At 65.0% G+C, this 26,059-nt stretch carries 30 protein-coding genes; 23 read left to right on the top strand and 7 right to left on the bottom strand.

Translation table 11 applies throughout. From position 1 onward, the window contains the following. The first annotated feature begins 201 nt into the window (after positions 1 to 201). From B7G52_RS12655 to B7G52_RS12640, 4 genes are all read left to right on the top strand, one after another. Positions 202 to 1,116: an SDR family NAD(P)-dependent oxidoreductase gene (locus B7G52_RS12655; RefSeq protein WP_096697927.1), complete on the top strand. Its 915-nt coding sequence runs from the start codon at positions 202 to 204 to the stop codon at positions 1,114 to 1,116. A 528-nt stretch (positions 1,117 to 1,644) separates the two neighbouring features. Continuing rightward, positions 1,645 to 1,923, top strand: a complete 279-nt coding sequence (locus B7G52_RS12650; RefSeq protein WP_096697926.1) for a hypothetical protein — start codon at positions 1,645 to 1,647, stop codon at positions 1,921 to 1,923. A gap of 107 nt (positions 1,924 to 2,030) precedes the next feature. Beyond that, positions 2,031 to 2,753: a hypothetical protein gene (locus tag B7G52_RS12645; RefSeq protein ID WP_141397453.1), complete on the top strand. Its 723-nt coding sequence runs from the start codon at positions 2,031 to 2,033 to the stop codon at positions 2,751 to 2,753. A gap of 236 nt (positions 2,754 to 2,989) precedes the next feature. After that, a complete protein-coding gene (locus B7G52_RS12640; RefSeq protein ID WP_240523439.1) occupies positions 2,990 to 3,652 on the top strand; it encodes a hypothetical protein in 663 nt (220 codons plus the stop codon). 191 nt (positions 3,653 to 3,843) lie between these two features. Here B7G52_RS12640 and B7G52_RS12635 read toward each other — a convergent pair whose 3' ends face one another. From B7G52_RS12635 to B7G52_RS12625, 3 genes are all read right to left on the bottom strand, one after another. Continuing rightward, positions 3,844 to 4,185 carry a hypothetical protein gene (locus tag B7G52_RS12635; RefSeq protein ID WP_096697924.1) on the bottom strand — a complete coding sequence of 114 codons (342 nt, stop codon included), beginning with the start codon at positions 4,183 to 4,185 and terminating at the stop codon, positions 3,844 to 3,846. A gap of 224 nt (positions 4,186 to 4,409) precedes the next feature. Further along, positions 4,410 to 5,057 carry a hypothetical protein gene (locus B7G52_RS12630; protein WP_141397452.1) on the bottom strand — a complete coding sequence of 216 codons (648 nt, stop codon included), beginning with the start codon at positions 5,055 to 5,057 and terminating at the stop codon, positions 4,410 to 4,412. A 91-nt stretch (positions 5,058 to 5,148) separates the two neighbouring features. Beyond that, positions 5,149 to 5,364 (bottom strand): oxidoreductase-like domain-containing protein, encoded by a 216-nt coding sequence (locus B7G52_RS12625; protein ID WP_096697922.1) that lies wholly within the window; start codon positions 5,362 to 5,364, stop codon positions 5,149 to 5,151. A 222-nt stretch (positions 5,365 to 5,586) separates the two neighbouring features. Here B7G52_RS12625 and B7G52_RS12620 point away from each other — a divergent pair, with 222 nt between their 5' ends. Then, the gene (locus B7G52_RS12620) at positions 5,587 to 5,994 is read left to right on the top strand and encodes a TspO/MBR family protein (RefSeq protein WP_096697921.1); all 408 of its coding nucleotides are present in this window, start codon (positions 5,587 to 5,589) and stop codon (positions 5,992 to 5,994) included. Continuing rightward, on the top strand, positions 5,994 to 6,740 hold the full coding sequence (locus tag B7G52_RS12615) for a GDSL-type esterase/lipase family protein (protein WP_096697920.1): 747 nt from the start codon (positions 5,994 to 5,996) through the stop codon (positions 6,738 to 6,740). The genes B7G52_RS12620 and B7G52_RS12615 overlap by 1 nt, the downstream gene beginning before the upstream one ends. 13 nt (positions 6,741 to 6,753) lie before the next feature. On the opposite strand, the gene B7G52_RS12610 is transcribed toward B7G52_RS12615, so the two are convergent. After that, entirely contained in the window at positions 6,754 to 6,990 is a 237-nt protein-coding gene (locus tag B7G52_RS12610) for a hypothetical protein (protein WP_096697919.1), read from the bottom strand. 492 nt (positions 6,991 to 7,482) lie between these two features. On the opposite strand from B7G52_RS12610, the gene B7G52_RS12605 reads away from it, so the two are divergent. The 5 genes from B7G52_RS12605 (at position 7,483) to B7G52_RS12585 (ending at position 12,579) form a co-directional block, all read left to right on the top strand. Continuing rightward, complete coding sequence (locus B7G52_RS12605) at positions 7,483 to 8,145, top strand: alpha/beta hydrolase (protein WP_096697918.1); 663 nt, start codon at positions 7,483 to 7,485, stop codon at positions 8,143 to 8,145. Between the two features lie 282 nt (positions 8,146 to 8,427). Next, positions 8,428 to 10,014, top strand: a complete 1,587-nt coding sequence (gene gshA, locus B7G52_RS12600; RefSeq protein ID WP_096697917.1) for a glutamate--cysteine ligase — start codon at positions 8,428 to 8,430, stop codon at positions 10,012 to 10,014. 429 nt (positions 10,015 to 10,443) lie between these two features. Then, positions 10,444 to 11,397, top strand: a complete 954-nt coding sequence (gene ylqF / locus B7G52_RS12595) for a ribosome biogenesis GTPase YlqF (RefSeq protein WP_096697916.1) — start codon at positions 10,444 to 10,446, stop codon at positions 11,395 to 11,397. A 268-nt stretch (positions 11,398 to 11,665) separates the two neighbouring features. Then, entirely contained in the window at positions 11,666 to 12,106 is a 441-nt protein-coding gene (locus tag B7G52_RS12590; RefSeq protein ID WP_096697915.1) for an Hsp20/alpha crystallin family protein, read from the top strand. Between the two features lie 38 nt (positions 12,107 to 12,144). Next, complete coding sequence (locus tag B7G52_RS12585) at positions 12,145 to 12,579, top strand: Hsp20/alpha crystallin family protein (RefSeq protein ID WP_096697936.1); 435 nt, start codon at positions 12,145 to 12,147, stop codon at positions 12,577 to 12,579. Positions 12,580 to 12,584: 5 nt separating this feature from the next. Here the strand turns inward: B7G52_RS12585 and B7G52_RS12580 are convergent, their stop codons facing one another. Then, entirely contained in the window at positions 12,585 to 12,947 is a 363-nt protein-coding gene (locus tag B7G52_RS12580) for a response regulator (RefSeq protein ID WP_096697914.1), read from the bottom strand. A 283-nt stretch (positions 12,948 to 13,230) separates the two neighbouring features. After that, complete coding sequence (locus tag B7G52_RS12575) at positions 13,231 to 13,488, bottom strand: hypothetical protein (RefSeq protein ID WP_096697935.1); 258 nt, start codon at positions 13,486 to 13,488, stop codon at positions 13,231 to 13,233. Between the two features lie 152 nt (positions 13,489 to 13,640). Between B7G52_RS12575 and B7G52_RS12570 the strand changes: the two genes are divergently transcribed. Continuing rightward, positions 13,641 to 15,974, top strand: a complete 2,334-nt coding sequence (locus B7G52_RS12570) for a xanthine dehydrogenase family protein molybdopterin-binding subunit (RefSeq protein ID WP_096697934.1) — start codon at positions 13,641 to 13,643, stop codon at positions 15,972 to 15,974. Positions 15,975 to 16,023: 49 nt separating this feature from the next. On the opposite strand, the gene B7G52_RS12565 is transcribed toward B7G52_RS12570, so the two are convergent. After that, entirely contained in the window at positions 16,024 to 16,908 is an 885-nt protein-coding gene (locus B7G52_RS12565; protein WP_096697913.1) for a LysR family transcriptional regulator, read from the bottom strand. Here B7G52_RS12565 and B7G52_RS12560 point away from each other — a divergent pair. The 11 genes from B7G52_RS12560 to B7G52_RS12510 all read left to right on the top strand — a co-directional run bounded on the left by B7G52_RS12560 (position 16,882) and on the right by B7G52_RS12510 (position 26,057). Continuing rightward, positions 16,882 to 17,349, top strand: coding sequence for an HPF/RaiA family ribosome-associated protein (locus tag B7G52_RS12560; RefSeq protein WP_240523437.1), 468 nt, complete (start codon positions 16,882 to 16,884; stop codon positions 17,347 to 17,349). The genes B7G52_RS12565 and B7G52_RS12560 overlap by 27 nt on opposite strands. 16 nt (positions 17,350 to 17,365) lie before the next feature. Then, entirely contained in the window at positions 17,366 to 18,070 is a 705-nt protein-coding gene (locus tag B7G52_RS12555) for a Bax inhibitor-1/YccA family protein (protein WP_096697911.1), read from the top strand. Between the two features lie 24 nt (positions 18,071 to 18,094). Then, entirely contained in the window at positions 18,095 to 18,352 is a 258-nt protein-coding gene (locus tag B7G52_RS12550) for a zf-TFIIB domain-containing protein (RefSeq protein ID WP_096697910.1), read from the top strand. A gap of 31 nt (positions 18,353 to 18,383) precedes the next feature. Then, complete coding sequence (locus B7G52_RS12545; protein WP_096697909.1) at positions 18,384 to 18,815, top strand: hypothetical protein; 432 nt, start codon at positions 18,384 to 18,386, stop codon at positions 18,813 to 18,815. 204 nt (positions 18,816 to 19,019) lie between these two features. Then, a complete protein-coding gene (locus B7G52_RS12540; RefSeq protein ID WP_096697908.1) occupies positions 19,020 to 19,526 on the top strand; it encodes a universal stress protein in 507 nt (168 codons plus the stop codon). A gap of 249 nt (positions 19,527 to 19,775) precedes the next feature. Further along, positions 19,776 to 20,750: a TerC family protein gene (locus B7G52_RS12535; RefSeq protein WP_096697907.1), complete on the top strand. Its 975-nt coding sequence runs from the start codon at positions 19,776 to 19,778 to the stop codon at positions 20,748 to 20,750. After that, positions 20,747 to 21,262, top strand: a complete 516-nt coding sequence (locus tag B7G52_RS12530) for a universal stress protein (RefSeq protein WP_096697906.1) — start codon at positions 20,747 to 20,749, stop codon at positions 21,260 to 21,262. Before B7G52_RS12535 ends, B7G52_RS12530 begins: the two co-directional genes overlap by 4 nt. 24 nt (positions 21,263 to 21,286) lie before the next feature. Further along, positions 21,287 to 22,234 (top strand): sodium-dependent bicarbonate transport family permease, encoded by a 948-nt coding sequence (locus B7G52_RS12525; RefSeq protein ID WP_096697905.1) that lies wholly within the window; start codon positions 21,287 to 21,289, stop codon positions 22,232 to 22,234. Between the two features lie 4 nt (positions 22,235 to 22,238). Next, entirely contained in the window at positions 22,239 to 22,541 is a 303-nt protein-coding gene (locus B7G52_RS12520) for a P-II family nitrogen regulator (RefSeq protein WP_096697904.1), read from the top strand. Between the two features lie 28 nt (positions 22,542 to 22,569). Next, entirely contained in the window at positions 22,570 to 23,106 is a 537-nt protein-coding gene (locus B7G52_RS12515) for an Rrf2 family transcriptional regulator (RefSeq protein ID WP_096697903.1), read from the top strand. Positions 23,107 to 23,315: 209 nt separating this feature from the next. Beyond that, positions 23,316 to 26,057, top strand: coding sequence for a cation-transporting P-type ATPase (locus B7G52_RS12510; RefSeq protein WP_096697902.1), 2,742 nt, complete (start codon positions 23,316 to 23,318; stop codon positions 26,055 to 26,057). The last annotated feature ends 2 nt before the right edge of the window (positions 26,058 to 26,059 follow it).

Genomic DNA, 26,059 nt, shown 5'->3' with positions numbered 1-26,059 from the left:
GGAATCGTCGGCTGCAAATCGACCGCAGCGGTCCATTTTTCACCGCCTTTTTATCCCATAGCTGGGCTATGGGCCTGCAAATCCGGCAAAAACTGTCCTCGCTGGGGTCGATTTTCGCTTTCGACGCCCCAAGCCCGACAGACTCCTAGGCTATCAGACTTGCGGCAGACCAGGCATCACCAACACGACAAGGACAAGCAAATGGGTATTGATTTCAAGGGCCGGGTGGCCATCGTCACGGGCGCAGGCGGCGGACTGGGCCGGCAGCATGCGCTGGCCCTGGCCAGGCGCGGCGCGAAGGTGCTGGTCAACGACCTGGGCGGCGCACGCGACGGCTCGGGCGGATCGGTCAGTGCCGCCGAGGCCGTGGTTGCCGAGATCCGGGCGGCCGGCGGCGAGGCCATGGCCAACGGCGCCTCGGTCACCGACTTTGCGGCGGTACAGGCCATGGTGCAGCAGGCCATGGACGCCTGGGGCCGCGTGGACATCCTGGTCAACAACGCCGGCATCCTGCGTGACAAGAGTTTTGCCAAGATGGACCTGGCCGACTTTGCGCTGGTGATGAACGTTCACCTGATGGGCGCCGTGCATTGCAGCAAGGCCGTGTGGGACATCATGGCGGCGCAGAAATACGGCCGCATCGTGATGACCACCTCGTCGTCGGGCCTGTACGGCAACTTCGGCCAGTCCAACTACGGTGCGGCCAAGATGGCGCTGGTCGGGCTGATGCAGACGCTGGCCATCGAGGGGGCGAAAAACGACATCCGTGTCAACTGCCTGGCACCGACGGCTGCCACGCGCATGACCGAAGGGCTGATGCCCGAAGAGGTGCTGCAGGCGCTGCAGCCGGAAGCCGTGGTGCCGGCCATGCTGGTGCTGGCGTCGCAGGACGCCCCGACGCGCACCATTCTTTGCGCGGGCGCCGGCACCTTCGAGGCGGCCAACATCACGCTGACGCAGGGCGTCTACCTGGGCACGGGCGAACAGGTGCCGGAGGCGCTGGCCGCGCGGCTGGCCGAGGTGACGGAACGGGCTGGCGAGATGGTGCCGCAAAGCGGCGCTGCGCAAGGCAGCAATGAGGTCGGCAAGGCCATGGCTGGCAGACTGCCGGCCTGAGACGCGGGAAGAACGCGAGAGGCGAAAGCCATGGATGCCGCCGGGTTCACTGGACAATGTTCCGACGTTTCGCCGAAGGGCAGAAGTCCGATACCTGTCTTGATGGCGCGAACCCGGCAGGCACGGTTCCAGTGTGTCGACACACAGGCCGCCGGTGTTGCAGGCCGGCGCTGATAAACGCTGTAGGCCTTGTCCGGCGTGGCGTCCAGGAGCAGTGAAACCCCGGAAAAACTGCAACGGCCTGGGTCATGGCCCGAATCGCTACTCGCGTCGCCACTTCATGCCTGTTGAAGCATCCGGCATTGAATATGCTATTGATTAGGTAGCATCCGGCCCAATGGATTCCAGTTGTGCAACCGGGCGTAACGTTGTGCAAGCATTTCTCCGCAGACCGGACCAGTCCTACAGGCACAGGGGGATGAGGCCCACTCCACCGGCATGCGGGCCGTCCTAAATTGGAACCAGTCGGCCCTCCGGTCGGCATGAACCCTTGGCCCTTCACCGGGCTTTTTCATTCAGGAGCTACTCATGAAATTCAATCAAACCTTGACCGCTGCCATCACTGCTGCCGCACTTGTTGCCGGCGCTGGTTTTGCCTATGCACAATCCGGTACAACCCCCGGTGCCCCCGGCGACCTGAACAGGCAGGGTGCCGCAGAGATGAAGGCACCCGACGTCAACCCGGCTGCCGACACGACCCTGCAGGCCCAGCCCGCCACCGGTACCGCAACGTCGGCCGACACCAGCAACAGCAGCACGATGCAAAGCGGCACCGTGATGCCCGAGCCCCGCGCTGACCGCAACTAAGCCTGCTGCGTCAACCCTCATGCACAAGGCTTTCGCAGGGACGTCCCATGTGGTCATGGCGCGTCCCTGCCTTGGCCCGCGTAACCGGACATCCCGATATGTCTGCCATGACCCCGACAGAAGCCTCACCCTTCGACGCCGTCCTCAAGGGGCTGGGCATGGGGTGTGCCGTGCTGGCCCTGGTGCTGCCGGGCCATGTCACATCGACCCAAAGCCGGCAAAATGCCGCCGTGTCCGCCGCGGTGGACCTTCCCCGGGTGGCCGATTTCCTGTCCGAGGAGCCTTCGCCACCCGTGCGGCAGATGGCCGACTGGGTGATGGCATCACGCGATCATCGTGGCATGCCGTTTGTCATCGTTGACAAACAGCATGTCAGGGTGTTTGTCTTCCAACCGAGCGGAAAACTCAGCGGCGCCACCCCGGCCCTGATGGGTTCTGCCCTCGGCGACGATTCGGTGTCCGGCATTGGCGAGCGCGAAATGTCGGCTATCCGGCCGCACGAACGCACCACGCCGGCTGGCCGATTTGTCTCGCTGCCGGGCGTCAACTCCTTTGGCGAAGACATTGTCTGGGTGGACTACGCAGCTGCCGTGTCCATGCATCGCGTGCGGGCGAAGGATCCGAAAGAGCGCCGGCTGGAGCGGCTCGCGTCCGCCACGCCGGACGACAACCGCATCTCCTTTGGCTGCATCAATCTGCCTGCCGCGTTTTATGACACGGTGGTCAAACCCGCACTCGGCACGCGCCGCGGCGTGGTTTATGTCCTGCCGGAGACTCGGCCCCTGCAGGCCGTGTTTGGCGACCTGGTTCCGGCGCGCCAGCCGTCCTGATCGGCAATCCCCCTGTCAGACGGCGCCTACATTTGCACTTGGTCGCTGATGTGCCCCTTGCAGGTCAAATTCGATTTTTACCCTTTTAAATAAAGGGCTGGCTGCTATCAAAATAAATTTTTCGAGTTCAAACGTGTTCCAGGCTTGCCAGTTCGCGGCCTTGCCGTGTAGGATGTTTCCTACGTCTTCGGGAAAAATCCCGGTGATGTGTCGTCACAACCACACCGGGGAACTGGATGAGCATCAAGAGCAGCATGCTGCGCGCCGCCTTGGCGCTGGGGGCCCTGGCCCTGCTTGCAACCCCCATGGCGAAAGCGGGCAGCGAGGCGCAGCCCTTGCTGTCGGCAGATTTTTCTGGCGAGGCAGCGTCTGCCGAAGCCCGCTACGCGGCGAACCGGGTGCTGGGCGCATCTGACCACCAGGGGCTGCCCTTTGTGATTGTCGACAAGAAAAACGCGAAGATGTTTGTGTTCGGGCCGGGCGGCCGCTTGCGTGGCGCCTCGGCCGTCCTGCTGGGCCTGGCCAGCGGCGACCACGCAGTGCCTGGTATCGGCGAGCGTGAACTCTCGCGCATCCTGCCGGCGGAGCGAACCACCCCGGCCGGGCGTTTTGTGTCGCAGCCCGGGCGCAACCTGCAGGGCGAGGAGGTGGTGTGGGTCAACTACCGGGACGGCTTGGCGATTCACCGCTTGCGCCCCGGCAGCAGCCAGGAGCAGCGTGCGCAGCGGCTGGCTTCCGGCAGTCCGGCGGACAACCGCATTTCGTTGGGCTGTGTGGTGGTGCCTGTGGCCTTTTATGAAGCCGTGGTGGGCCCCACGCTGGGCCGAAACCCCGGCGTGGTGTATGTGCTGCCGGAGGACTCGCCGGTACACGCGTTTTTCGACGCGCACTCGCAGTAAGCACCGTTCACCTTGCTTGACGGACCCTAGGAGCCTGTCGGGCTTGGGGCGTCGAAAGCGAAAATAGGCCCCGGCGAGGACAGTTTTTGCCGGATTTGCAGGCCCATAGCCCAACTATGGGACAAAAAGACGGTGAAAAATGGACCGCTGCGGTCGATTTGCAGCCGACGATTCCCAAGTCCGACAGGCTCCTAGTTCCGGGCCTCTTTGTAAGGCCGGTTCCTGGGCGCCTGCATCATGGTTTCTCCGGGCCCCGCAGCGTAGGCTACGCTGCCACCTGCCGAATCCCTGACATTGCTGCGCGTCAGGTTGACCGGCGGACACGAGGTGTCGGTGATGGAAAAGACCATGTGGCCACTCGGAAAAATCGCGGGCAGCGTCTGGTGCAACTGGTAACGCATGTCCACCGGGGCTTGCGCGGCATGGTAGATCACCTGGTTGGCGCGGTTGTAGACGGTGTAGCAGGCCAGCGCCTGGCCGCCGGTCAAGGCGGGCAGCAGGGCGGCGAGGGCGTATTTCAGGGCGGTGTTCATGCGCAGGCCTTTCAAAGAGGTCATTGTCAGCCGGCAGCCGTGGCGGCAGCGCAGGCGGGTGGCCGGTTCTTGTGTCAGCCGATGCGCTGGCTGGTGCCGTGTTGTCCGCTATGTGCTATCGAATAAATAGCTTGTTCCGCAGGTGGAATATGGGCTGGAGGCCGGTTTGATGCACAAACCGGCACAAACCGACCCCGGCCGGGCAGTTGGCCGGGCGCCTGGCCCTAACCCAGCCCGGAAGGCTGCGTCGGCTGGAAATCGGTGTGGGCGCCCAAGGCTGCTTCCTGCTCGATGCTGGCGTCGCGCGCCGCAAACATGTTTTGCAGGTCCTTCAGGTCGCGCATCACGTCGTCTTCGATGTCAGCGGCGGGAAGCACGGCAGGCGCGGCCGTGGCGGCAGCAGCAAGGGCCGGCGGCCCCCAGATGGCCGGGTCGGGCATGTCAGGGTAGGGGCAGCTGTCCCCGACCTTGAATTCCCAGGAAATACCGTGCAGCCAGGTCGCGGACTGCGGCTCGAACTGGGTGATCGCGGCGAGCAGCTCGTTCTGGAAAGCGAGGGCATAGGTCATCAGGCGTGTGTCCCAGTGACGCAGCACCAGCCGCACGTACATGCCCGGGCCGCGGCTGCGGCTGTTGACCACCAGCATCTGGCACTCCACCCATTCCGTCGCAATGCCGTGTCTGCGCAGGCAGTCGCGCAGCAGCATCTGCACGAGCTGGCGGCGCGTTCCGTTGTCGGAGTTGTCCTCGATGGTGTGCTGGCTGTCCCGGTTGGTCCCCGCCGGCGTGCGGGCCGCCGGTTTCAGCCCGGAATCCGGACGGTCAGCCGCCTTGTTCTTCAGTCCCAGCAGTCTCTCGAACACTTGTTTCATGTGGTACACCCCCGCGGCCGGCACGGGCCAGAGCACTCTGGCCGCTCAGTGCCAGCTTGTCGATTGATGGTCGTTCAAGTGGCAAGTCAAGTCAAGCTTCCAGCCTGCGCAGCGCTTCTTCCTGCCACCAGGCCGCCGCAACGTAGTAACTTTCCCACACGCAGCCGTTGCAGCCGCGGCCGCAGCAGGTCGTGGGCTCGGCGGGCGGCGCCCGCAAAAACAGGCCCGCGACGGCGGCCCGCTGCTGCAGCGCAGAAAAGATCGCCCGGGCCGCATCGGGGCTGGCAGGGGCAGAAGGTGTCGTCATGGGTGGGGGAAATCGTGCGCGGGGCAGGCCGGTCAACCCGCCATGGTAGCCGCTTCAGGTGGACGTGCTGGCCGCCCGGCTTCGCGGTCACGTCCTACCTGAGGATCAGCGCCGGGTGCTGATGCCATGGCCCGTCGGGTGCTAAAAACAGTCGTCACGACAGCAACGCGTCGTTAACGCGTCGTTAACGCGTCGTCAACGCGACTTTCTCGAAGGATTTTCATGGACAGCAGCAGCGCCGCCTGGTACGCCCAGTTGAGCAAGCCTTTTTTTGCGCCACCGGCAGGGGTGTTCGGTCCGGTGTGGACCGTTCTTTACGTCATCATCGCCGTCAGCTTCGGTTTTGTGCTGCTTCAATACCTCAGGCGCCGCCTGCCGTTTCGCGTGTTGCTGCCTTTCATCCTGAACCTGCTGTGCAACCTGGCGTACACGCCCCTCCAGTTCGGCCTGAAAAACAACGCGCTGGCCAGTCTCGACATCCTGCTGGTGCTTGGCACGCTGGTCTGGGCCATGGCGGCCATCTGGCAGCGGGCGCGCTGGGTGGTCTGGGTCAACATTGCCTACCTGCTGTGGGTCCTGTTCGCGACGGTGCTGCAACTCAGCATCACCTGGCTGAACCGGGGCGCCTGATGAAGATGCGCCGACCCCATATGCTGGGCGCGCTCGGCGTGCTCGCCGCCCTGGCCGTGCTGGCCACCACCGGCTGCGCCGCCTGGCGCATCGGGCAGTCGGTGGCGCTGACGCGGCAAAGCGAGCCCTTTGAAGCTTCGCCCGCCCAGGTCACGGCCAGCCTGCTGGTGGTGGGCGACAGCACCGCTGTGGGCACGGGTGCATCGTCGCCGGCCGCCAGCATCGCCGGCCTGATCGGGCGTGACCATCCGCAACTGACCATTGTCAACCGCGCGCGGGATGGCGCGAGGTTTGCCGACATCGTCGGCCAACTGGAAGGCCAGCAGCGCTTCGACGCCATCCTCGTGCTCGGCGGCGGCAACGACGTGATCCGCTTCACCGGCGATGCGCAGCTGGAGCAGGACATTGCCCGCGCGGCCGAACTGGCGCGCGTGCGCGCCCGGCTGGTGGTGTTCATGCCTTCGGGCAATGTCGGCAATGCGCCGTTTTTCTTTGCGCCCTGGTCCTGGCTCATGAGGCGCCGCTCGGAAAACCTGCACCGCTTTGTGCGGCAGGCGACCACGGACAACGGCGCCGTGTATGTCAACCTGTTCAAGGACAGGGCCGACGATCCGTTTGCGCAACGGCCCGACGAGCTCAATGCCAGTGACGGGCTGCACCCCAGCGATGCGGGCTACCGTCTCTGGTACAGCGAGCTCAACACGCAGGCCGGTCTGTCAGCGCGGCTGGCCGCGCTCAGGCGCTGACAACAGCGCTGGCTCACAGGCCCAGCAGTTTTTTGGCGTCGCCCAGGGCTTTCATCGATTCGTCGTGTTTGCCGGCCTTGTGGAAGGTCTCTCCTTCGGCACGCAGGCCCTTGACCTTGCCCATGTCGGCAGCGGACAGCTTGGGGTTGCTGGCGAGCTTGGCGTCTATCGCCTTCATCTCGTTGGGGCAGTTGTGGGCCAGGGCCAGTGACGAAGCGGCCAGGGCCGCGGCAGCAATGATGAGTTTCATGCGAATCTCCCATGTCCAATGCGTGTCAGAAAATTCTGACGGCAAATGATAGGGCCTGTTCACCTGTGGATGCAAGATGCGTTGCGAGTCAAAAAGGTCATGCGCGAGGCGCAAAATGCAGCCGGGCTGGAGCCCGGCAAGGCTTTGCAACGCTGCGCATGGCCTTTTTGGCCGCAACCCGGAGGGAACGTGGTTAAAACAGCGCCACTCGTCGTTGCACTCCTAGCCCAGCCGCCCAGGCTGGACGTCGTCGCGCGCCTAGATTGGCGCTGTTTTAACCACGTTCGCACTTGCATCCACAGGTGAACAGGCCCTAACAACAACCACCCCGTGGAGGCAAGCGCTTGACCGCAAGGCCGGCCGGGGCATTGCGGCAAAAGCCGGCCGCTGCGCCCAGGAAGCGGCAGGCACTTAAAATCAGCGGCTTGCGCCCGCTGCCCGCATGAACCGACCCGCGGCAGCCGGCTTTCCCACCGATTACCGGGTTGACCCATGTCTCTTGAAGTTACCGAAGCCCAGACGGGCGAGCAGCCCGTCGCCACCATCCTGATCATGCATGGCCTGGGCGCCGACGGCCGCGATTTTGTTCCCGTGGCCGAGCAGCTCGATTTGTCCAGCGTGGGCCCGGTGCGTTTCCTGTTTCCCCACGCGCCGGTGATTCCCGTCACCATCAACGGCGGCTACCAGATGCCGGCGTGGTACGACATCCTGGGGGCCAACCTGACGGCGGGCCAGGACGAAACCGGCATGCGCCAGACCCAGGCCGCCATCAACACGCTGCTGGAACGCGAAACCTCGCGCGGCATTCCGGCCAGCCGCATCGTGGTGGCCGGTTTTTCCCAGGGTTGTGCGATGGCGCTGATGACGGGCCTGCGTTATCCCGAACGCCTGGCCGGCATCATGGGCCTGTCGGGTTACCTGCCGCTGGCGCATACCGTGGCGGCAGAGCGCAGCCCGGCCAACGAAGGGCTGCCGATTTTCCTGGCGCACGGCAAGCGCGACGGCGTGGTGCCGCTGGCCGCGGCCACCGGGACGCGCGACGCGCTGGCGGCGCTGGGTTATCCGGTGGACTGGCACGAATACGACATGGAACACTCGGTCTGCATGGAAGAGATCGCCGACATGAACCAGTGGCTGCTGCAGGTGTTGTCCTAACGTCTCGGGCGAAATCCGGCAGCCGTAAGGGCTTTCCCGTCATGGCGCCGCGCCGGGTTTCCGGCCCGCCTGCGGCAGACGGCTGTACTTTTAAATGAAATCTTGCTCTGGCCCAATCAGGGCGGGCGCAACCAGCTATCAAAACAATAGTAGTTCACACATGCTGGCAGCGCCAGGCGGCGCCGCGCCGCGTGGCACGGCCCGGCGCCGCACCGCTCGGCCTGCAAACAACCCCGGCCTGTGATACCTTGCACGCCACGAAAGATACAGAGGGAAGACTTTATGAACAGCTTGCATGCGCGATCTGCCGCGCTTCTGGGAGACCGCCTCCAGGCGCTCGGCCCTGCCAGGCTGAAAGGCATGCGTCGCGGCATCGAGAAGGAAAGCCTGCGCGCCCAACCCGGCGGTGCGCTGGCGCTGACGCCGCACCCGGCCGCGCTGGGCTCGGCCCTGACGCACCCCTGCATCACCACCGACTTCAGCGAGTCCCAGGTCGAACTGGTCACCGCCGCGCACAAGGGCCTGGGCGACGGCGCGGACGCCGCGCTGCGCGAGCTCACGCAGATTCACCAGTTCACCTACCGCGCGATGCAGGCGGTGGGCGACGAAATGCTCTGGGTCTCGAGCATGCCCTGCGGCCTGCCGACCGACGAGACCATCCCGATCGCGCGTTTCGGCTCGTCCAACGTCGGGCGCGCCAAAAGCGTCTACCGCATGGGCCTGTCGCACCGCTACGGCCGGCGCATGCAGACCATCTCGGGCATCCACTACAACTGGTCGCTGCCTGAGGTGACGAGTGAGCAGTACTTTGCGCTGATCCGCAATTTCCGCCGCCATGCGTTTTTGCTGCTTTACCTGTTCGGCGCCTCGCCGGCCGTCTGTTCGACCTTTGTGGCCGGGCGCCAGCACGAGCTGCAGCAACTCTCGGACAGCACCATGTACATGCCGCACGGCACCTCGCTGCGCATGGGACGCCTGGGTTACCAGAGCGATGCGCAGGCCTCGCTGGCCGTCAGCTACAACAGCCTGGAAGGTTACGGCGCCTCGCTGCAGGGCGCGCTGACACGGCCTTACCCGGCCTATGAAGCGGTGGGCATCCAGAACCCCGGTGGCGACTACAACCAGCTGGCCCCCACGCTGCTGCAGATTGAAAACGAGTTCTACGGCACCATCCGGCCCAAGCGCGTGATTTTTCCGGGCGAACGACCGCTGCATGCGCTGCGCGAGCGCGGCGTCGAATACATCGAAGTGCGGCTGATGGACCTGGACCCGTTCGAGCCGGTCGGCATCAACGCCCAGACCATGCGTTTTCTCGATGTGTTCCTGCTGCACTGCCTGCTCAGCGACAGCCCGCCCGACACGCCGCAGGAGATCGCCGAACTCAAGCACAACCAGCACCACACGGCGGCGCGCGGGCGCCAGAGCGGCCTGCTGCTCAAGCGTGGCGGGCGCGAGGTGCCGCTGACCGGCTGGGGTGCCGAGGTGGTGGCGCAGTGTGCTCCGATTGCCGCCGCACTGGACGCGGCGAACGGGGGAGGCACGCAGTACAGCGACACCCTGCTGGCCGCCGAGGCGGCGCTGCTGGACCCCGCCACCCTGCCGTCGGCCCGTGTGCTGGCGGCCATGGCCAAGGACCACGAGAACTCCTTTGTGGCGTTTGCGCGTGAGCGGTCGGCCCTGACCAAAGAGGCGCTGCTCGGCCTGCCGTTTTCCGCCGAGCAGCAGGCCACGTTCGAGGCCCTGTCGCGCCAGGCCGTTGCCGAGCAGAAAAAGATAGAAGCGGCCGACACCATGCCTTTCGAGATCTACCGCCAGCAGTACGTGTCACCTGAACGGCTGGGTATCCCCAGCCTGGCGCACGCGGCCTGACCCTTCGGCTTTTTTTTGGCGGAACCCGGCACCAGCGCTGGCAGGCGCTCGGCGGCGTTCATGGCGGGTTCCGGTGATCAGTGATGCTGTCCGCAGCATCGTGGCGCCATGTGTCTGAACTGTATCGCCGCCGTTCTGCCGACGTGAACCGCCAGGGTGGGTGAGGCCTGCTTTTCTTTGCGGGGAAAAAAGGCCGGCAGCCCTTTCTGCATATGCGCAGACAGCTATTAAAAAAGTAGCAATCCCGTCTGCCGCCAGGGTCAGGCATGGCGGGTGGGGATCGCGGTGCAGCGCATTGGTCGGCCGGCGCACCGATAATCGGGGCTGGCTGGTGCAACACTGCACTGAAGTGCCGGACTGCAGCGCCCCGCGTGTCCGTCCTGCTTCCCACCGCGACCCCTACTTCGCACCCAAGAAAGAAAACTCCCGATGGCGATCCAGTGGTTCCCCGGTCACATGCACCTGACCAAGAAGGCGATCAGTGAGCGCATCAAGGAAATTGATGTGGTCATCGAGCTGCTGGACGCGCGCCTGCCCGGCTCCAGCGCCAACCCCATGTTGGCCGAACTGACCGGTGCCAAGCCCGCGCTCAAGGTGCTCAACAAACAGGACCTGGCCGACCCGGCGCGCACACCGCTCTGGCTCGCGCACTACAACAGCCTGCCCGGTACCAGCGCGATTGCGCTCGACGCCAGCGAAACCACGCCGGCGCGCCGCCTGATTGACGCCTGCCACGCGCTGGCGCCCACGCGCGGCAGCATGGTCAAGCCCATGCGGGTGCTGATCTGCGGCATTCCCAACGTCGGCAAGTCCACGCTGATCAACACCCTGACCGGCAAACGCGCCACCAAGACCGGCGACGAGGCCGGTATCACCAAGCTCGAGCAGCGCATCGTGCTGGCCGACGGGTTTTACCTGTGGGACACGCCGGGCATGTTGTGGCCGCGCATCATCGTCGCCAAAAGCGGCTACAACCTCGCCGCCAGCGGCGCCATTGGGCGCAATGCCTTCAACGAGGAAGAGGTGGCGCTGGAACTGCTGGACTACCTGATCCAGGCCTACCCGGCCCTGCTGGAGGCGCGCTACAAGCTCAAGCTGGCGCCCGGCATCACCGACGAGCAGTTGCTCGAGGAGATCGGCCGCAAGCGCGGTGCGGTGCTGAGCAAAGGCCGTGTGAACCTGCAGAAAGCCGCGGAGATCGTGATTTACGAGTTCCGTGCAGCCACGCTGGGCCGCATCACGCTGGAAACGCCCGAGGAGTTCGCCCAGTGGCTGGCTGCCGGGCAACTGCTGGATGCCGAGCGGCAGGTCAAAAAGGACAGGATAGAAACCGACCGCCTGGTCCGTTTCAAGAAAATTCCGAGACCGCCCCGCGAGGGTTGAGCACAGGGCCCGCGCGCGCGGACGTGCCATCGGGGGACAGCCGATTCAGATGTGTTCGATCACTGCCTGACGGCAGCGACTCGCCCCTCAAAATTTCTGGCCACGGCCTCTTGAAAGCCTGCAAAGCGCCAATATGTCCCTGCCGTCAGGGCGGCCGCCGCAGTGCGGTGGCTGCGTTTGCCGTGGCGCCGTGGCCCGTCCCGGCGGTCCGGCAGCCCACCTGATGGTGTGAGTCCCTTCACAATTTTCAGAAAAGGAGATTGCCATCATGAATGGATTGAACCTGTACGGCGACATCTTCGCCGACCTCAACCGCATGCAGCAGAGCTTCGAGCAGGTTTTCCGGCCCGACGGCGCCCGCAGCATACGCGCCATGCCGCGCGACACCTTCCCGGTGATCAATGTGGGCAGCACGCCCGAAGCCATCGAGGTGCTGGCGCTGGCGCCTGGCCTCTACCCCGCCGCGCTGCAACTCACGGTCGACAAGGGCCTGCTGGTCGTGGCCGGCGAACGCAAGGCAGAACAGCCGGCCAATGACAAGGTGGCGGTTTACGCCAAGGAGCGCTTCGAGGGCGCTTTCCGGCGCGTGGTGTCCCTGCCCGAAGACGCCGACCCCGCCGCCATCAGTGCGACCTACCGCGATGGCCTGTTGCGCGTCACGGTGGCGCGCCGCGAGTCGTCGAAGCCGCGCCAGATCCAGATCCACTGAAACCCCTGAACTTTTTTACCTTCTTCAAGGAGCATGTGATGAACCAGAACACAGCTTTGAGCCAGAGCAACCCGGCCCGCGATGTGGCGCCAGCCGTCCAGGGCGGCGCCGACAGCGCGCAGGGCGCCCTGGCGCAGCGCACAACGGCCGTGCTGCCGCCGGTGGATATTTTTGAAGACGAGGCCGGCTTTACCGTGCTGGCCGACCTGCCCGGCGTGGCCAAGGACCGGCTGACCGTGCGGGTGGAGGGCGACAGCCTGGTGATTGAAGGGGCCGCGGCGGCGCCGGTGGGGGCCGACATGACGCTGATCTACGGCGAGGTGCTGAACCCGCTGTACCGCCGCACCTTCACCTTGAGCCGGGAGCTGGACCCGGGAAAAATCGAGGCGAAACTCGACCACGGGGTGCTCAGGCTGACCATTCCCAAGGCCGAAGAGGCCAGGCCGCGCCGCATTGAGGTGGCCCTGGCCTGAGTCTGTCAGTGCGGGCGCGAGCAGTAGGCGAGGAACTGGTCGAGTTCGGTGGACTTGTCGAACACCGCATCTGCACCGCACGCCAGGCAGCGCTGGCGGATGTCATCCGTGGCGTAGTTGGACAACACCACCACGCGTTGTTGCCGCGCGCGCTGCCGGCAGCCCTTGAGCACGCCTAGCCCGCTGCCCTGTTGGAGGAAAAGATCGACCACCAGCAGCTGCCAGTCGCGCGGGTGCTGCGCCAGCCAGGTGCAGGCACCTTGTTCGGTTTCCGCGTAGCCCACCGTCTGCACGCCGGCCAGCTCGGTCAATGTTTCGACCAGGTTGTTCCGGATCACCGCGTTGTCTTCCACGATGTAGGCCTTCAACGCTGCGGGGCGTCGGGTGGGGGAAGGGAGGCCGGGTCCCTGGAGGGTTCCGGCGGCAAGGTTCACGGGTGTCACTTAGCCAGTCTCCCCCGATGACCGCAGGAGGGGCGCAAGGGATTGCACTGCACCGGTGTAGGACAGTGCGCTTCAAGCCCCAGCGGGCCTGTGCTGATCGTCAGGCTGGTGCAGGCTTTGCATGCTCCTGCAGGCGCCGGCCCTTGCGCTCCGGGCGCCTCAAGCTACAAAAAAAGTAGCATCTGCGACTGGCGGAACTGCGGCGAGACTACAGCGGACCCGACGGGCCGGTCCTGCCGGCCAGCCGCCGGCGCACATACAGGACGATAAAACCGAGGCCCAGCACCAGCGCAAACCAGCCCACCAGTGAAGAGTTGGCCACGATGCCTTGCATGCCCGGCGAAGTAATGAAATACGGCGACACCAGCACGGCCAGGCCGATCAGGACACACAGGAGTCCCTTGACCAAAAGCTCGTTGTTGGCCTTGTTGCTGTGCCTGCGGATGGGGGGTGGAGGTAGGGGCATGGCCTGATTGTCGGCCAAATGCGGGGGACAGGGCGCCCCCGGGGGCTTGCCGGCATTGCGCCGGACGGAGCGCAGTAATGGACTTATAGTGGCGGCTACCTATTTTCCGGCCCACGCCCTCCGTGCGTGCGGGCCATTTCCAGGAGTTTTTTGTGTCCACCACACCCACAGCAGCCATTCAACCGACCCGTTTTGGCAGCGGACAGGCCGTGCGCCGCCTCGAAGACGACGCCCTGCTGGCCGGGGCCGGCCAGTTCACCGACGACGTGACCCTGCCGGAGCAGGTGGCCCTGTTTTTTGTGCGTTCACCGTACCCGCACGCGCGCATCGTGGCGGTGGACAGCGCCGCCGCGCTGGCCATGCCGGGCGTGTTGAAAATCGTGACCGGCGCCGACCTGGTGGCCGCCGGGGTCAAGCCGATTCCCGGCGCCAGCGGCTTTCCAAGGGCCGACGGCTCGCCCGGGGTGTCACCCGTGCGCCGCGTGCTTGCCCATGAACGGGTGCGTTTCGTCGGCGAGGCGGTCGCCGCCGTGGTCGCGCAGACCCTGCAGCAGGCCCGCGATGCCGCCGAAGCCGTGATGGTGGACTACGACGAGCTGCCCATGGTGGTGGACATGAACGACGCCACCGCGTCCGGCGCCCCCGCACTGGTGCCGGAAGCGCCCGACAACATCGCCTGCGAAACGCGTTACGGCAGCGTGGAGGCCACCGCCGCCGCCTTTGCCAAGGCCCGCCATGTGGTGGCGCTGGATATCGTCAACCAGCGCCTGCATGCGTTGAGCCTGGAGCCGCGCTCGGTGCTGGCCGTGTTTGACAAAGCCTCGCAGCGCCTGACGATACGCATGAGCACGCAGATGCCCACCGGTGTGCGCAACTCGGTGTGTGACGCGCTGGGCATGGCGCAGGAGCAGGTGCGTGTGGTGGTTGGTGATGTGGGCGGCGGCTTCGGCATGAAGACCGGCGTTTACCCCGAAGACATTGCCGCCGCGTATTGCGCCCGGGCCCTGCAGCGCCCGGTCAAATGGGTGGCCGAGCGCAGCGAGGAATTCATTTCCGCCTACCACGGCCGCGACGTGTCAAGCCGCGCCGAACTGGCGCTCGACGAGCACGGAAAAATACTCGCGCTGCGCTTGGCCTCGCTGGCCAATGTGGGTGCGTATGCCACCGGCGCGGGGGTGGCCATCCAGTTGCTGATCGGCCCCTGGGTGCAGACCAGCGTCTACGACATCCAGACCATCGACTTTCATTTCAGCGCCGTGCTGACCAACACCGCGCCGACCAGCGCCTACCGCGGCGCGGGCCGGCCCGAGGCCATTTTCACGATGGAGCGGCTGATGGACGAGGCTGCGCGCCAGACCGGCATCGGCCGCATTGAATTGCGCCGGCGCAACTTCATCCAGCCCGCGCAGATGCCTTACAAAAACCCCATGGGCCAGGTTTATGACACCGGCAAGTTCGAGTCGGTGATGGACCAGGCGCTGGTGCTGGCCGACTGGAAGGGGTTTGATGCGCGGGCGGCGCAGTCTGCCTCGCGCGGCCTGTTGCGCGGCCTGGGCATTGCCACGTTTCTCGAGTGGACCGGCGGCAACGCGCTGGAAGAAACCGTGACGGTCGCGGTGCAGGCCGACGGCATGATCGAAGTCTTCACCGCCGTCAACGCCATGGGGCAGGGCATTGCCACCACGCTGACCCAGCTGGTGGTCGATGCCTTTGGTGTGCCCGCGGACCAGGTGCGTGTGGTGATGGGCGACACCGACCGCGGCAATGGTTTTGGCAGCGCCGGTTCACGTTCGCTGTTCACTGGCGGCTCGGCGGTGCGCGCCGGTGCCGACAAGGCGATTGCACTGGGCAAACAGCTCGCAGCCAAGGAATTCGAGGCCGCCGAGCAGGACATTGTTTACGCGAGTGGCGACTTCACGGTCGCCGGCACCGACCTGCGCATCGGCCTTTTCGATCTGGCCGCGCGGCAAGGCGACCGGCAGATCTTTGTGGACTCCACCACCAAGGTGGCAGGGCCCACCTGGCCCAACGGCTGCCACATCAGCGAGGTCGAGGTCGACCCGCAGACCGGCCAGGTGGCGGTCGTGGCCTACGCGTCCGTCAACGACGTCGGCCGTGTCGTCAACCCCCTGATCGTGCGCGGTCAGCTCGACGGCGGTGCGGTGCAGGGCATCGGCCAGGCACTGTGCGAGCACATGGTCTACGACCGCGAGACCGGCCAGCCCGTGACCGGCAGCCTGATGGACTATGCCGCGCCGCGTGCCGACACCGCGCCCGACTTCAGGACCGAGATGGACGAGTCCACGCCCTGCCTGAACAACCCGCTGGGCGTCAAGGGAGTGGGCGAACTCGGCACCATTGGCGCCGGCCCCACGGTGGTCAACGCCGTGGCCGACGCGCTGGCCCGCCGCGGCATGACGACCCAGGCCAGGGCGCTGCAGATGCCGATCTCACCGGCGCGGCTCTGGGGCTGGATGCAAGGCTGAGGCACACCAATCCCCAGGCTTTTCTTGACTTCTTGAAGTACGCAGCGGTTTACCGCTGAGGCGGCAGCAGTTTCTGTACCAGTGGATGCAGCACTTTCTTGTGTGCCCCGATCGCAAAGAAGTGTTCCTCGACACCGTCGCAACTGCCCACCCGCTTCACGCCATATTGGGTCGTCAGCTCGTCATGTACCAGCTCGGCCATCGGAAAGACGCCCATGCCCGCTGCGCCAAACGTCTTGAGCAGGGCACTGTCCTCGAACTCTCCCACCACGTGGGGTTTGATGGCCATGCGCTCAAACCACTGGTCGATCCGCGCGCGTACCGCGGCATGGGTTGTGGGCAGCAGCACGGGAACCTTGCCCAACGATTGCGGAAAGCCGCGCCGGGCTGCCGCAGACAGTGACATTGGCGCGTACCAGGCTAGCGCCGATGAACCCAGCGGGTGGCTGTAGACCTTGAGGTTGGGGTTGGGCGGCGCGGCCCGGTCGGCCAGGACCACATCGAACCGGTGCAGCGCCAGATCACCCAGCAAATCCGCGAACTCGTCCACGTGGCACAGCAGTCGCAGGTTCGGCGCCTGCATCACCGGCTGCATCAGGTGCCGAACCGCCAGCTTCGGCAGCCCATCGGAAATGCCAACGACCAGCCGCACGGCAGGCGAGCCGGCCGCGTCACGCAACACCGCCGGCAGTTGTTCGCCGAGCTGGAAGATTTGTTCGGCCTGCCGCATGGCCGCGATACCCGCGTCCGTCAACGCAACCCCGCGCCCGGCCGGCTTGAGCAGGGCGTAGCCTAGCGAGCGCTCCAGTTCGCGAACCTGCGTGCTCACGGTCTGCACCGCCATGTCCAGCCGTTCGGCGGCGCGGGCCATGCCGCCTTCCTTGGCGACGACCCAAAAGTAATAAAGATGCCGGTAATTGAAGCCTGGATTCATATTCAGTTTTTTCAGAACTATTTATCTCTGATTATCTGCTTTTTTAAAACCTGTCGAAGCCGTATGGTTGAGCTTCGTTCAACTCAATGGAGCCATGCCATGCAAGTGATCTTTGCGTCCCGCGATCCGGAAGGCGCTCAATTGCGCAGGCTGGCGGTGCGCCGAGTCCGCTTCGCGATGCGTCGCCTTGTCTGGCTTGTTCCTCGTGTCAGGGGGCGACTGTCGGACGTGAATGGCCCGCGCGGCGGCATCGACAAACTATGCCAGGTGGCGCTGATGACGAACAACTCCGACTCTGTAGTCGTTACCTCAATTGCCAGAGACTGGCGTTCTGCGCTGCGGAGCGTGCTGACACGCGCCACGCGTGCGCTATTGCACAGCTGGCAGCGCGCCTGCAACCAGCAACGCTCGCGTCCTCCTGCGTTGACTCTTCACATCTAAACAACGAGAAGACACCATGGATCACACCCAGACAGTCCTGTCAAATAGCGCGACCGCTAGCCCGAAACTAATCATTCACGCGCCTGCGGCACTCAACACCGACACCAGCCGCGTCCTGCGCAACACCTATGCGCTGCTCGCCATGACGCTGCTGTTCAGCGCCGGCGTCGCGGCTACCAGCCTGGCGCTCAAGTTGCCGGCACCGGGGATCATCTTCACGCTGGCAGGATATTTTGGCCTGCTCTTTGCTGTTTACAAACTCAAGAACAGTGGCTGGGCCTTGCCGGCGGTGTTTGCACTCACCGGCTTCATGGGCTACACGCTGGGGCCAGTGCTGTCGCAGTCGCTAGCGCTGCCCGGTGGCGGCCAAATCGTGACGATGGCGCTAGCCGCAACGGGCGCCACTTTCCTCGCGTTGTCGGCCTGGGTGCTGACAACCCGGCGCGACTTCAGCTTCATGGGTGGCTTCCTGTTTGTCGGAATGGTCATCGCACTGCTTGTCGGGTTGGCCGCCGTCTTCCTGCAAATTCCAGCGCTGGGGCTGGCCGTCTCTGCGATGGTTGCGCTGCTTTCAGCGGGCCTGATTCTGCACGAGACCAGCCGCATCGTGCATGGCGGCGAAACCAACTACGTGCTGGCCACGGTGGGGCTCTACGTTTCCATCTTCAACCTGTTCTCCAGCCTGCTCAGCCTGTTCGGTCTGGGCGGATCGGATGAATAAGCTTTTTTTCCAGGAGAAAATTTTATGAAATGCCCGACCTGCCCCGACGCAAGCCTGGTCATGACGGACCGCCAGGGTGTCGAGATTGACTACTGCCCGCTGTGCCGGGGCGTGTGGCTTGATCGCGGCGAGCTCGACAAGCTGATTGATCGCGCCGCGGCGCTTGCGTCAAGCTCTGCCGCCGCATCATCGAAGCCGGACTTCGTGGACTCAGACTACCGGGGCGCGCAAGGTCATCACCACCGCCGAAAAAAGTCCTGGATGAATGACATCTTTGACTGATGCTCTTCACCTGACCCAAGGAATAAAAATCATGCGACCCTACCCGTGTAACAGCCCGCAGGCGGCCGCCCGTATCGTCGCGCTGGCTACGCTGGCCGACGGAAACATATGCAAAGTCGAGGTTGACGTGCTCGACCGGCTGCGCGTTCACGAGCAGCTTGGCCTGGTGCGGGCCGAGTTTCATGCAGTCGTGCACACCCTGTGCGAGGATCTGCTTATGCCAGCTCACCTTACCTGGGCCGATGCATGCCGGGTCGATCCTAGAGCACTTGCCGGGTTGATGGCCGAGGTCGCCGATCGGGACCTGCGCCTCAAGGTGCTGCACCTGTGTATCTCGGTGATTGAGGCGGATGAACGTGTCGCGGAGGGCGAAGCAGTTGTGCTCGTCGCAGCGGTCGAGCACTGGGGCCTGCATCGCGAGATGCTGCGGGAGCTTCCCAAACGAGGCGTCGAACATGCTTGACTACGCGCTCCCGATCGCAGCGCTGGGAGTCCTGATTTTGTGGTGCGCCTGGTACGAGTATGTCCGCGACAACCGGCGCGATGCTAAGCTGCTAGCCGCGTGTGGCGCGGGTGGAATGCTGGCGGGTGCCGCTGTGTGGCTGGCCTGACCCAACGGGCCGCTGAATATTGCCTCGTCAAACCGATCAGCTGAAGGAGTAAAGCCATGTCAAGAGTTCTTGTCCCGACCGATGGATCACCCAATTCGCTGCACGGCGTGCGTCACGTTGCGAGGGAGTTCAAGAAGAATCGGGAGCTCGAAATCCACGTGCTCAACATACAACGAGCGTTTTCGAGCGAGGTCGCCCGTTTCACGAGCAGGCGGGACCGGATGGCGTTCCATCAAGAGCAGGCCCAGAAAGCACTTGAGCCCGTGCGGCAGGCGCTGGACCGCGCCGGCATTCCCTACACCGTCCATACTGAAGTCGGCGACAAGGCCGATTGCATTGCGGATGCGGCCCGCCGGCTCCGATGCGAGCGCATCGTGATGAGTACCGCGCGCAAAAGTTCGCTGATTCGCTGGGTCGAGGACTCGGTCACCAACCAGGTGATCGAACGCACGACGGTGCCCGTGGAGGTGATTGCCGGGGACGCAGCCTCGAGTCTGGAGCGTGTTGGCATTCCGGCAGGCGTCGGGGCGGGCCTCCTCGTTCTGGGTATGGCGGCCGACTGATGTGGCTCGGTTGCACCGATTGGCGCGAATCACGCCACCAGGGTTTCTGCGTTCGACGTGGCCTAGCCACTTTGGACGCTGACGACCGGCGGTATGCCGCCGCCAACCCTCTCGCGCCGACGCAAATCGGCCCTCGACCAGATTTTTCTTGCTGACCCATAACGCCACCTGACAACCCATGAAAACAATCGCCTCAATCACGCCTTTTCGAAGAAGACCAGCCACGCACGCCACGTCTGGGGGGTGCCCATGAGCAATATTGAATCTTTCGCTACCGGGCCGATGTGGGCCGGCTTCATCGCCTTCGTCATTGTCATGCTTGCCCTGGACTTGTTTGTACTGGGTGGTAACAAGGCGCACCGTGTTTCGGTCAAGGAGGCCGGGAGCTGGGTCGTGGCCTGGATGCTCCTGGCCATTACATTCGGCGCCTTGTTGTGGTGGTACCTGGACGGCACGGCCGGTCGCGAGATCGCCAACCGCAAGGCGCTGGAGTTCTTCACTGGCTACCTGATCGAGCAGACCCTGTCGGTGGACAATATGTTCGTGTTCGTGATGATCTTCACCTACTTCGCCGTTCCGCCGGAGTTGCAGCGCCGCGTGCTGTTGTACGGCGTGATAGGCGCGATTGTCATGCGCGCCGGGATGATCATGGCCGGCGTCTGGCTGGTGTCGGAGTTCGCCTGGGTTCTCTACGTGTTCGGCGCGTTCCTGGTGGTGACCGGCATCAAGATGCTGGTCATGGCCGATCAACAGCCCGATCTGGAGAAGAATCCCTTTCTGCGCTGGCTGCGCGGCCACATGCGCATCACCCCGGGCTTTCATGGCGAGGCCTTCTTTGTGCGCATCAACGGCCTGCGTTATGCGACGCCCATGTTCCTGGTGCTGATGATGATCGAGGCCAGCGACCTGGTTTTTGCCGTTGACAGCATCCCGGCAATCTTCGCGGTGACCACCGATCCGTTCATCGTGTTCACCTCCAACATTTTCGCCATCATGGGCCTGAGGGCGCTGTACTTTCTGTTGGCTGACATGGCCGAACGCTTTCACCTGCTCAAGTACGGCCTGGCGCTGGTGCTGGTCTTTATCGGCGGCAAGATGCTGGTGATGCCCTGGTTCCACATGCCGGTGCAGTGGTCGCTGTTGATCGTGGGCTCCATCATTCTCATTTCCGTTGTCCTCAGCTTGAAGATGACTGCCCGCCAACCTTCCAGGAGTGATTCATGACCGATGCTGCAACACGAGACGCCATGCCGGCACCGGCGCTCGAACGACGCGATGACATGGGCCGGCTCGTCGCCGTGACCTGGCACGGCGACGAGGCCAGTGACGGCAGCGGGAGCGCGCGCTGGCTGGTGGCGGTCGATGGCTCGGCGTGCTCGTTGCGCGCCGTCGCGATGGTCGCAGGGCTGGCGGCACTGGAGCAGGGCGCCGGGGTCGATCTGGTGCATGTCCAGCCCTGGCTTAACAAAGAGGCTGCAGAGTCTGAACTGGCGCGGCGCGGATGGACCGCCACGGCGCAGGCGCGCCAGTTGCTCGACGCGGCGTCGGTCCGCTGGCGCCTGCATGTCGTCATGGGAGAGGGCGCGCCAGAGATCGCAAGCTTGGCCGATGCGCTGGGCAGTCGCGGCATCGCCATCGGCTCGCGCGGGCTGACCGCCACCGAATCCCTGTTGCTGGGATCGGTGGCCTACAAGGTCGTGCACCTGGCCAGGCTGCCTGTGCTGATCGTGCGCTGACGCCTGCCACGTCCATAACTGACGATGCCCTACTTCGAACCCGTCATCCTGTTCTTCGTGCTCGGCATGATCGCCGGCTTCGTGCGTTCGGACCTCAAGATCCCCGGCGTCCTCTATGAGTCCTTGAGCATCTTTCTGCTGCTCGCCATCGGTCTCAAGGGCGGTGTCGAGCTGGCGCGTTATCCGCTGCTCGACGTCGCGCTGCCGGCCCTCGCCGTGGTGGTGGCCGGCGCCCTGATCCCCCTGGCCGCGTTTCCGGTCCTGCGCCGCGTCGGCAAGCTGTCAACCGCCGATGCGGGATCGATCGCCGCGCATTACGGATCGGTCAGCGTGGTCACCTTCGCCGTCGGCTCCAGCTATCTCGCCCGGCTGGGCGAGGCCGCCGAAGGCTACATGACCGTGTTCCTGGTGCTGCTCGAGTTTCCTGCCCTGATGATCGGTGTGTTGCTGGCCCGGCGCGGCGAGCAAAGCACCCCCTGGGGACGGGTGATGCACGAGGTTTTTGCCGGCAAGAGCATCGTATTGCTGCTGGGCGGACTGATGATCGGCTGGGTAGCCGGGCCCGGCGGCATCGCGCCGCTCGACAGCCTGTTCTTCGACCTGTTCAAGGGGCTGCTTGCTTTCTTCCTGCTGGAGATGGGCCTGGTGGTCGCCCGGCGTTTCGGCGACCTGCGGCGGGCGGGCGCCTTCCTGGTCGTGTTTGCCGTCCTCATGCCGCTGGCGGCCGCGGGTCTGGGCCTGATCACCGGCATGCTGCTCGAGCTGTCGGTGGGTGGCGTCACGCTGCTGGCCACACTGTACGCGAGTGCCTCCTACATCGCCGCGCCTGCGGCCATGCGCATCGCCGTGCCGCAGGCCAATCCGGCGCTGTCGATCGGCGCGGCGCTCGGCATCACCTTCCCGTTCAACCTCGTGGTGGGCATTCCGCTGTACCACCGGCTTGCCCAGTACCTTCATCACGCCGGAGCCTGACGCCATGGAATTGACCACCCGCAAGCTGCTGACGATCGTGACCGAGGCCGCCCTCGAGGACATCCTCGTGCGCGACATCGAAAATCTCGGTGCGCGCGGTTACACCATCACCGATGCACGCGGCAAGGGCAGTCGCGGCATGCGCGACGCCACCTGGGCGCCGCACGCCAACATCCGCCTCGAAGTGCTCTGCGACGCCGACACGGCCCATGCCATCTGCACTGCGCTGCGCGAACGCTACTACGACAACTACTCGATGGTGATGTACGTTGGCGAGGTCGTCGTTTTGCGCCCCGAGAAGTTCTGATTCTGGAAACAACAACCGAAAGTTCAGGATGCAAATCGCCACCCAAGGCCGTCTGGCCGTGATCGCTATGCTGGATTTGGCCCTTCGCACCGATCACGGGCCAATTGCGCTGGCCACCATCGGTGCACGGCAGAAGATCTCACTGACGTATCTCGAGTCGCTGTTCGCACGGCTGCGTCGGCGAGGTCTGGTGCGCAGCACGCGCGGGCCCGGCGGCGGCTATGGCCTGGCGTGCAGCGCTGCTGACATTACAGTCGCCGACATCGTGCACGCTGTCGACGAGTCGGGGCCGCGATCCACCCGCACCGCAGCCCAGTCGTCCAGCCGCGACCATCCTCCGGGTCAGCGGATTGCCAGCGACTGGTGTGCCGACCTTGAACGCGAGATGGCGCAATTCCTGGCGTCGGTTTCTCTGCACGACCTGGTTTTGCAGCATGGCCGCCGCGGCGCAGCCCCGGAGCCAGCCTCCGTGCGGGCTGCGATCATCGGCGACGTGATGCACCAGCGGGGGGTGGGAACAGCGCCCAACTCGGTCGTTTCAGTGCCTCGCCGCTTAACGCTGTGATCCCGTTGAACTTGCCGCCACTTGAGCGACCCAGAAATATCGAAACATGAAAGCGCGCCTTCGCACCCATGGCATCGTTGCCAGTCATCGCCATGGCTACGGCCATGTCTGCGGTTTGCGCCTCGCCCTGGGCACGAATCCATCGCTTTCATTGTGTTCCGATATTTCTGGGTCGAAGTACCAGGCAATCGGTCTACCAAGCTCCTGGCATGGCTGACTTGCGCATTGAATCTGCCGGTGTCGGGCGCGCCGACGCGCCCGCATGGCACGCCCTCGACGCTGGCGCCGCACTGGCCGCGTTGCAGGCCACGCCGCATGGCCTGAACGCTGACGAGGTCGCGCGCCGCCTGGCTACGCATGGCCCGAACCGGCTGGTCGAAGTCCAGCCGCTGAGCACGCTCGAGCGGCTGCTGCGACAGTTTCACAACCTGCTGCTGTACGTGCTGATGGCCGCGTCGGTGGTCACGGCGCTGATGGGCCACTGGGTCGACACCGCGGTGATCGCCGCGGTCGTCATTCTCAACGCGGTAATCGGCTTTGTGCAGGAGGGCAAGGCCGAGAAGGCGCTGCAGGCCATCCGCCACCTGCTGGCGCCGCATGCGGTGGTGCTGCGTGACGGCCATCAGCACGAGATCGCCGCCTCCGACCTGGTGCCGGGCGACATCGTGCTGCTGGCCTCGGGCGACAGCCTGCCGGCCGACGTCCGGCTGCTGCAGGCGCGCAACCTGCGCGTCGATGAGGCGGCGCTGACAGGCGAATCGGTGCCGGTCGACAAGGGCATCGACCCGGTGGTCGCCGACGCCGCGATCGGCGACCGCCAGTGCATGGGTTATGCCGGCACCCTGGTCACGCAAGGCCAGGCGCGCGCGGTGGTGGTGTCCACCGGCGCCGCGACCGAGATCGGACGCATCGGGCGCATGCTCGAATCGGTCGAACCGGGTACGACACCGCTGCTGAAGAAGATGGAAAGCTTCGGGCGCACGCTGACCTTCGTCATCCTTTGCGCGGCGGCGCTGCTGTTCGTTTTTGGCACGCTGGTGCGAGGCATGCCCGCCAGCGAGATGTTCATGACCGCGGTCGGCCTGGCGGTGGCAGCGATTCCCGAAGGCCTGCCGGCCATCATGACCATCGCGCTGGCGATCGGCGTACAGCGCATGGCTGCGCGCCACGCGGTGATCCGCCGGCTGCCGGCGGTCGAGACGCTGGGCTCGGTGACGGTGATCTGCTCCGACAAGACCGGCACGCTGACGCGCAACGAGATGACGGTGCAGCAGGTGATCTGTGCTGGCGGGGTGGTCGATGTCGATGGCGGCGGCTACGCGCCCGTGGGCGCACTGTGGCTGGCCGGCACGGAGCTTTCGAATGGCGCACTGGCCGAGCATGTACCGGCGGCCTGGGCGCTGGCCGAGGTGGCGGCGCTGTGCAACGACGCCGCCTTGCACGAGCGGGAAGGCCGGTGGCATCTGTCCGGCGACCCCACCGAAGGCGCGCTGTTGACGCTGGCGATGAAGGTCGGGCTGAACCCGGCCGAGCTGGCGCTCGATCGCCCGCGGCTTGAGATGATCCCCTTCGAGTCCGAGCACCGCTTCATGGCCACGCTGCACTCGGCCGGCGATGCGACGGTGGCGCTGGTTAAGGGCGCGCCCGAGCGCGTGATCGGCATGTGCGACGACCAACTGGGCCCCGACAACCGGCCGCAACCGCTGGACGAGGCCTACTGGACGGCGGCTATCGAGACCCTGGCGCGTAATGGACGACGTGTGCTGGCATTGGCGCGTCGCCAGTTGCCGCCGGACACCAAGGACCTGGGCCACGCCGACATTGCGTGCGGGCTCACTCTGCTCGGCTTGGTCGGCATCATCGATCCGCCGCGCCAGGAGGCCATCTCCGCGGTTAAGCAGTGCAAGGACGCGGGCATCCGTGTCGTGATGATCACCGGCGACCACGGCGTCACCGCGATCGCGATCGCCGGACAGCTTGGCATGGGCGACGACCTGGAGGCCATCACCGGTCCCGAGATCGAGGCGATGGACGAAGGCGCGCTGCGCGCGGCGGTGCGCACGACGCGCGTGTTCGCGCGCGCCAGCCCCGAACACAAGCTGCGCCTGGTGCGCGCGCTGCAGGCCAATGGCGAGATCGTCTCGATGACCGGCGACGGCGTCAATGACGCGCCGGCGCTCAAGCAGGCCGACGTCGGCGTCGCGATGGGTATGAAGGGCACCGAGGTGGCCAAGCAGGCCGGCGCCATCGTGCTGGCGGACGACAACTTCGCTTCCATCGCGCACGCGGTCGAGGAGGGCCGCACGGTCTACGACAACCTGAAGAAGACGGTGACCTTCCTGATGCCAATCAACGGTGGAGAGTCTCTCTCGCTGTTGCTGGCGGTTCTGCTGGGTGTGGCACTGCCGATCGCGCCAGCGCAGATCCTGTGGGTAAACATGGTCAGCTCGGTCGCGCTGGCGCTGGTGCTGGCTTTCGAGCCGACCGAGGCCGACGTGATGCGCCGCCCGCCGCGCCGGCCCGACGAGCCGATGCTGTCGGGCTTTGTGCTGTGGCGCATCGCCTTCGTCTCCATGCTGTTCCTGGCTGGCATCTTCGGCATGTTCATCTGGGCCATGCAGCAAGGTGCGAGCATCGAGACCGCGCGCACGGTGGCCGTCAACACACTGGTATGCATGGAAGTGTTCTACCTCTTCAGCGTGCGCTACCTGAAGGCGCCGTCGTTCACGTTGCAGGGTGTCAAGGGCACGCCACGCGTTCTGGTGGCGGTAGCGGCGGTGTTCATGCTGCAGTTGGGCTTCACGTACGCACCCTTCATGCAGCAGTTTTTCGTGACGACCGCACTACCGCTGACTACCGTGGTGCTAATCGTTGGCGTTGGCGTGGCGGTGCTAGTGATTCTGGAAGTGGAAAAGCTGATGCTGCGCCGGCTGGGCGTGGCGGTTCGGTGAGC

It is taken from the genome of Polaromonas sp. AER18D-145, assembly GCF_002379095.1.
GTDB lineage: Bacteria > Pseudomonadota > Gammaproteobacteria > Burkholderiales > Burkholderiaceae_C > Polaromonas.
Note: the sequence above shows the minus strand (reverse complement) of the source record. Positions and strands in the feature narration are given on the sequence as shown.

Bases quoted from the DNA above. Each gene is read 5' to 3' on its own strand.
- B7G52_RS12655 (WP_096697927.1), top strand. From the start codon at position 202: ATGGGTATTGATTTCAAGGGCCGGGTGGCCATCGTCACGGGCGCAGGC.
- B7G52_RS12650 (WP_096697926.1), top strand. From the start codon at position 1,645: ATGAAATTCAATCAAACCTTGACCGCTGCCATCACTGCTGCCGCACTT.
- B7G52_RS12645 (WP_141397453.1), top strand. From the start codon at position 2,031: ATGACCCCGACAGAAGCCTCACCCTTCGACGCCGTCCTCAAGGGGCTG.
- B7G52_RS12640 (WP_240523439.1), top strand. From the start codon at position 2,990: ATGAGCATCAAGAGCAGCATGCTGCGCGCCGCCTTGGCGCTGGGGGCC.
- B7G52_RS12635 (WP_096697924.1), bottom strand. From the start codon at position 4,185: ATGAACACCGCCCTGAAATACGCCCTCGCCGCCCTGCTGCCCGCCTTG.
- B7G52_RS12630 (WP_141397452.1), bottom strand. From the start codon at position 5,057: ATGAAACAAGTGTTCGAGAGACTGCTGGGACTGAAGAACAAGGCGGCT.
- B7G52_RS12625 (WP_096697922.1), bottom strand. From the start codon at position 5,364: ATGACGACACCTTCTGCCCCTGCCAGCCCCGATGCGGCCCGGGCGATC.
- B7G52_RS12620 (WP_096697921.1), top strand. From the start codon at position 5,587: ATGGACAGCAGCAGCGCCGCCTGGTACGCCCAGTTGAGCAAGCCTTTT.
- B7G52_RS12615 (WP_096697920.1), top strand. From the start codon at position 5,994: ATGAAGATGCGCCGACCCCATATGCTGGGCGCGCTCGGCGTGCTCGCC.
- B7G52_RS12610 (WP_096697919.1), bottom strand. From the start codon at position 6,990: ATGAAACTCATCATTGCTGCCGCGGCCCTGGCCGCTTCGTCACTGGCC.
- B7G52_RS12605 (WP_096697918.1), top strand. From the start codon at position 7,483: ATGTCTCTTGAAGTTACCGAAGCCCAGACGGGCGAGCAGCCCGTCGCC.
- gshA (WP_096697917.1), top strand. From the start codon at position 8,428: ATGAACAGCTTGCATGCGCGATCTGCCGCGCTTCTGGGAGACCGCCTC.
- ylqF (WP_096697916.1), top strand. From the start codon at position 10,444: ATGGCGATCCAGTGGTTCCCCGGTCACATGCACCTGACCAAGAAGGCG.
- B7G52_RS12590 (WP_096697915.1), top strand. From the start codon at position 11,666: ATGAATGGATTGAACCTGTACGGCGACATCTTCGCCGACCTCAACCGC.
- B7G52_RS12585 (WP_096697936.1), top strand. From the start codon at position 12,145: ATGAACCAGAACACAGCTTTGAGCCAGAGCAACCCGGCCCGCGATGTG.
- B7G52_RS12575 (WP_096697935.1), bottom strand. From the start codon at position 13,488: ATGCCCCTACCTCCACCCCCCATCCGCAGGCACAGCAACAAGGCCAAC.
- B7G52_RS12560 (WP_240523437.1), top strand. From the start codon at position 16,882: ATGCCGGTAATTGAAGCCTGGATTCATATTCAGTTTTTTCAGAACTAT.
- B7G52_RS12565 (WP_096697913.1), bottom strand. From the start codon at position 16,908: ATGAATCCAGGCTTCAATTACCGGCATCTTTATTACTTTTGGGTCGTC.
- B7G52_RS12555 (WP_096697911.1), top strand. From the start codon at position 17,366: ATGGATCACACCCAGACAGTCCTGTCAAATAGCGCGACCGCTAGCCCG.
- B7G52_RS12550 (WP_096697910.1), top strand. From the start codon at position 18,095: ATGAAATGCCCGACCTGCCCCGACGCAAGCCTGGTCATGACGGACCGC.
- B7G52_RS12545 (WP_096697909.1), top strand. From the start codon at position 18,384: ATGCGACCCTACCCGTGTAACAGCCCGCAGGCGGCCGCCCGTATCGTC.
- B7G52_RS12540 (WP_096697908.1), top strand. From the start codon at position 19,020: ATGTCAAGAGTTCTTGTCCCGACCGATGGATCACCCAATTCGCTGCAC.
- B7G52_RS12535 (WP_096697907.1), top strand. From the start codon at position 19,776: ATGAGCAATATTGAATCTTTCGCTACCGGGCCGATGTGGGCCGGCTTC.
- B7G52_RS12530 (WP_096697906.1), top strand. From the start codon at position 20,747: ATGACCGATGCTGCAACACGAGACGCCATGCCGGCACCGGCGCTCGAA.
- B7G52_RS12525 (WP_096697905.1), top strand. From the start codon at position 21,287: ATGCCCTACTTCGAACCCGTCATCCTGTTCTTCGTGCTCGGCATGATC.
- B7G52_RS12520 (WP_096697904.1), top strand. From the start codon at position 22,239: ATGGAATTGACCACCCGCAAGCTGCTGACGATCGTGACCGAGGCCGCC.
- B7G52_RS12515 (WP_096697903.1), top strand. From the start codon at position 22,570: ATGCAAATCGCCACCCAAGGCCGTCTGGCCGTGATCGCTATGCTGGAT.
- B7G52_RS12510 (WP_096697902.1), top strand. From the start codon at position 23,316: ATGGCTGACTTGCGCATTGAATCTGCCGGTGTCGGGCGCGCCGACGCG.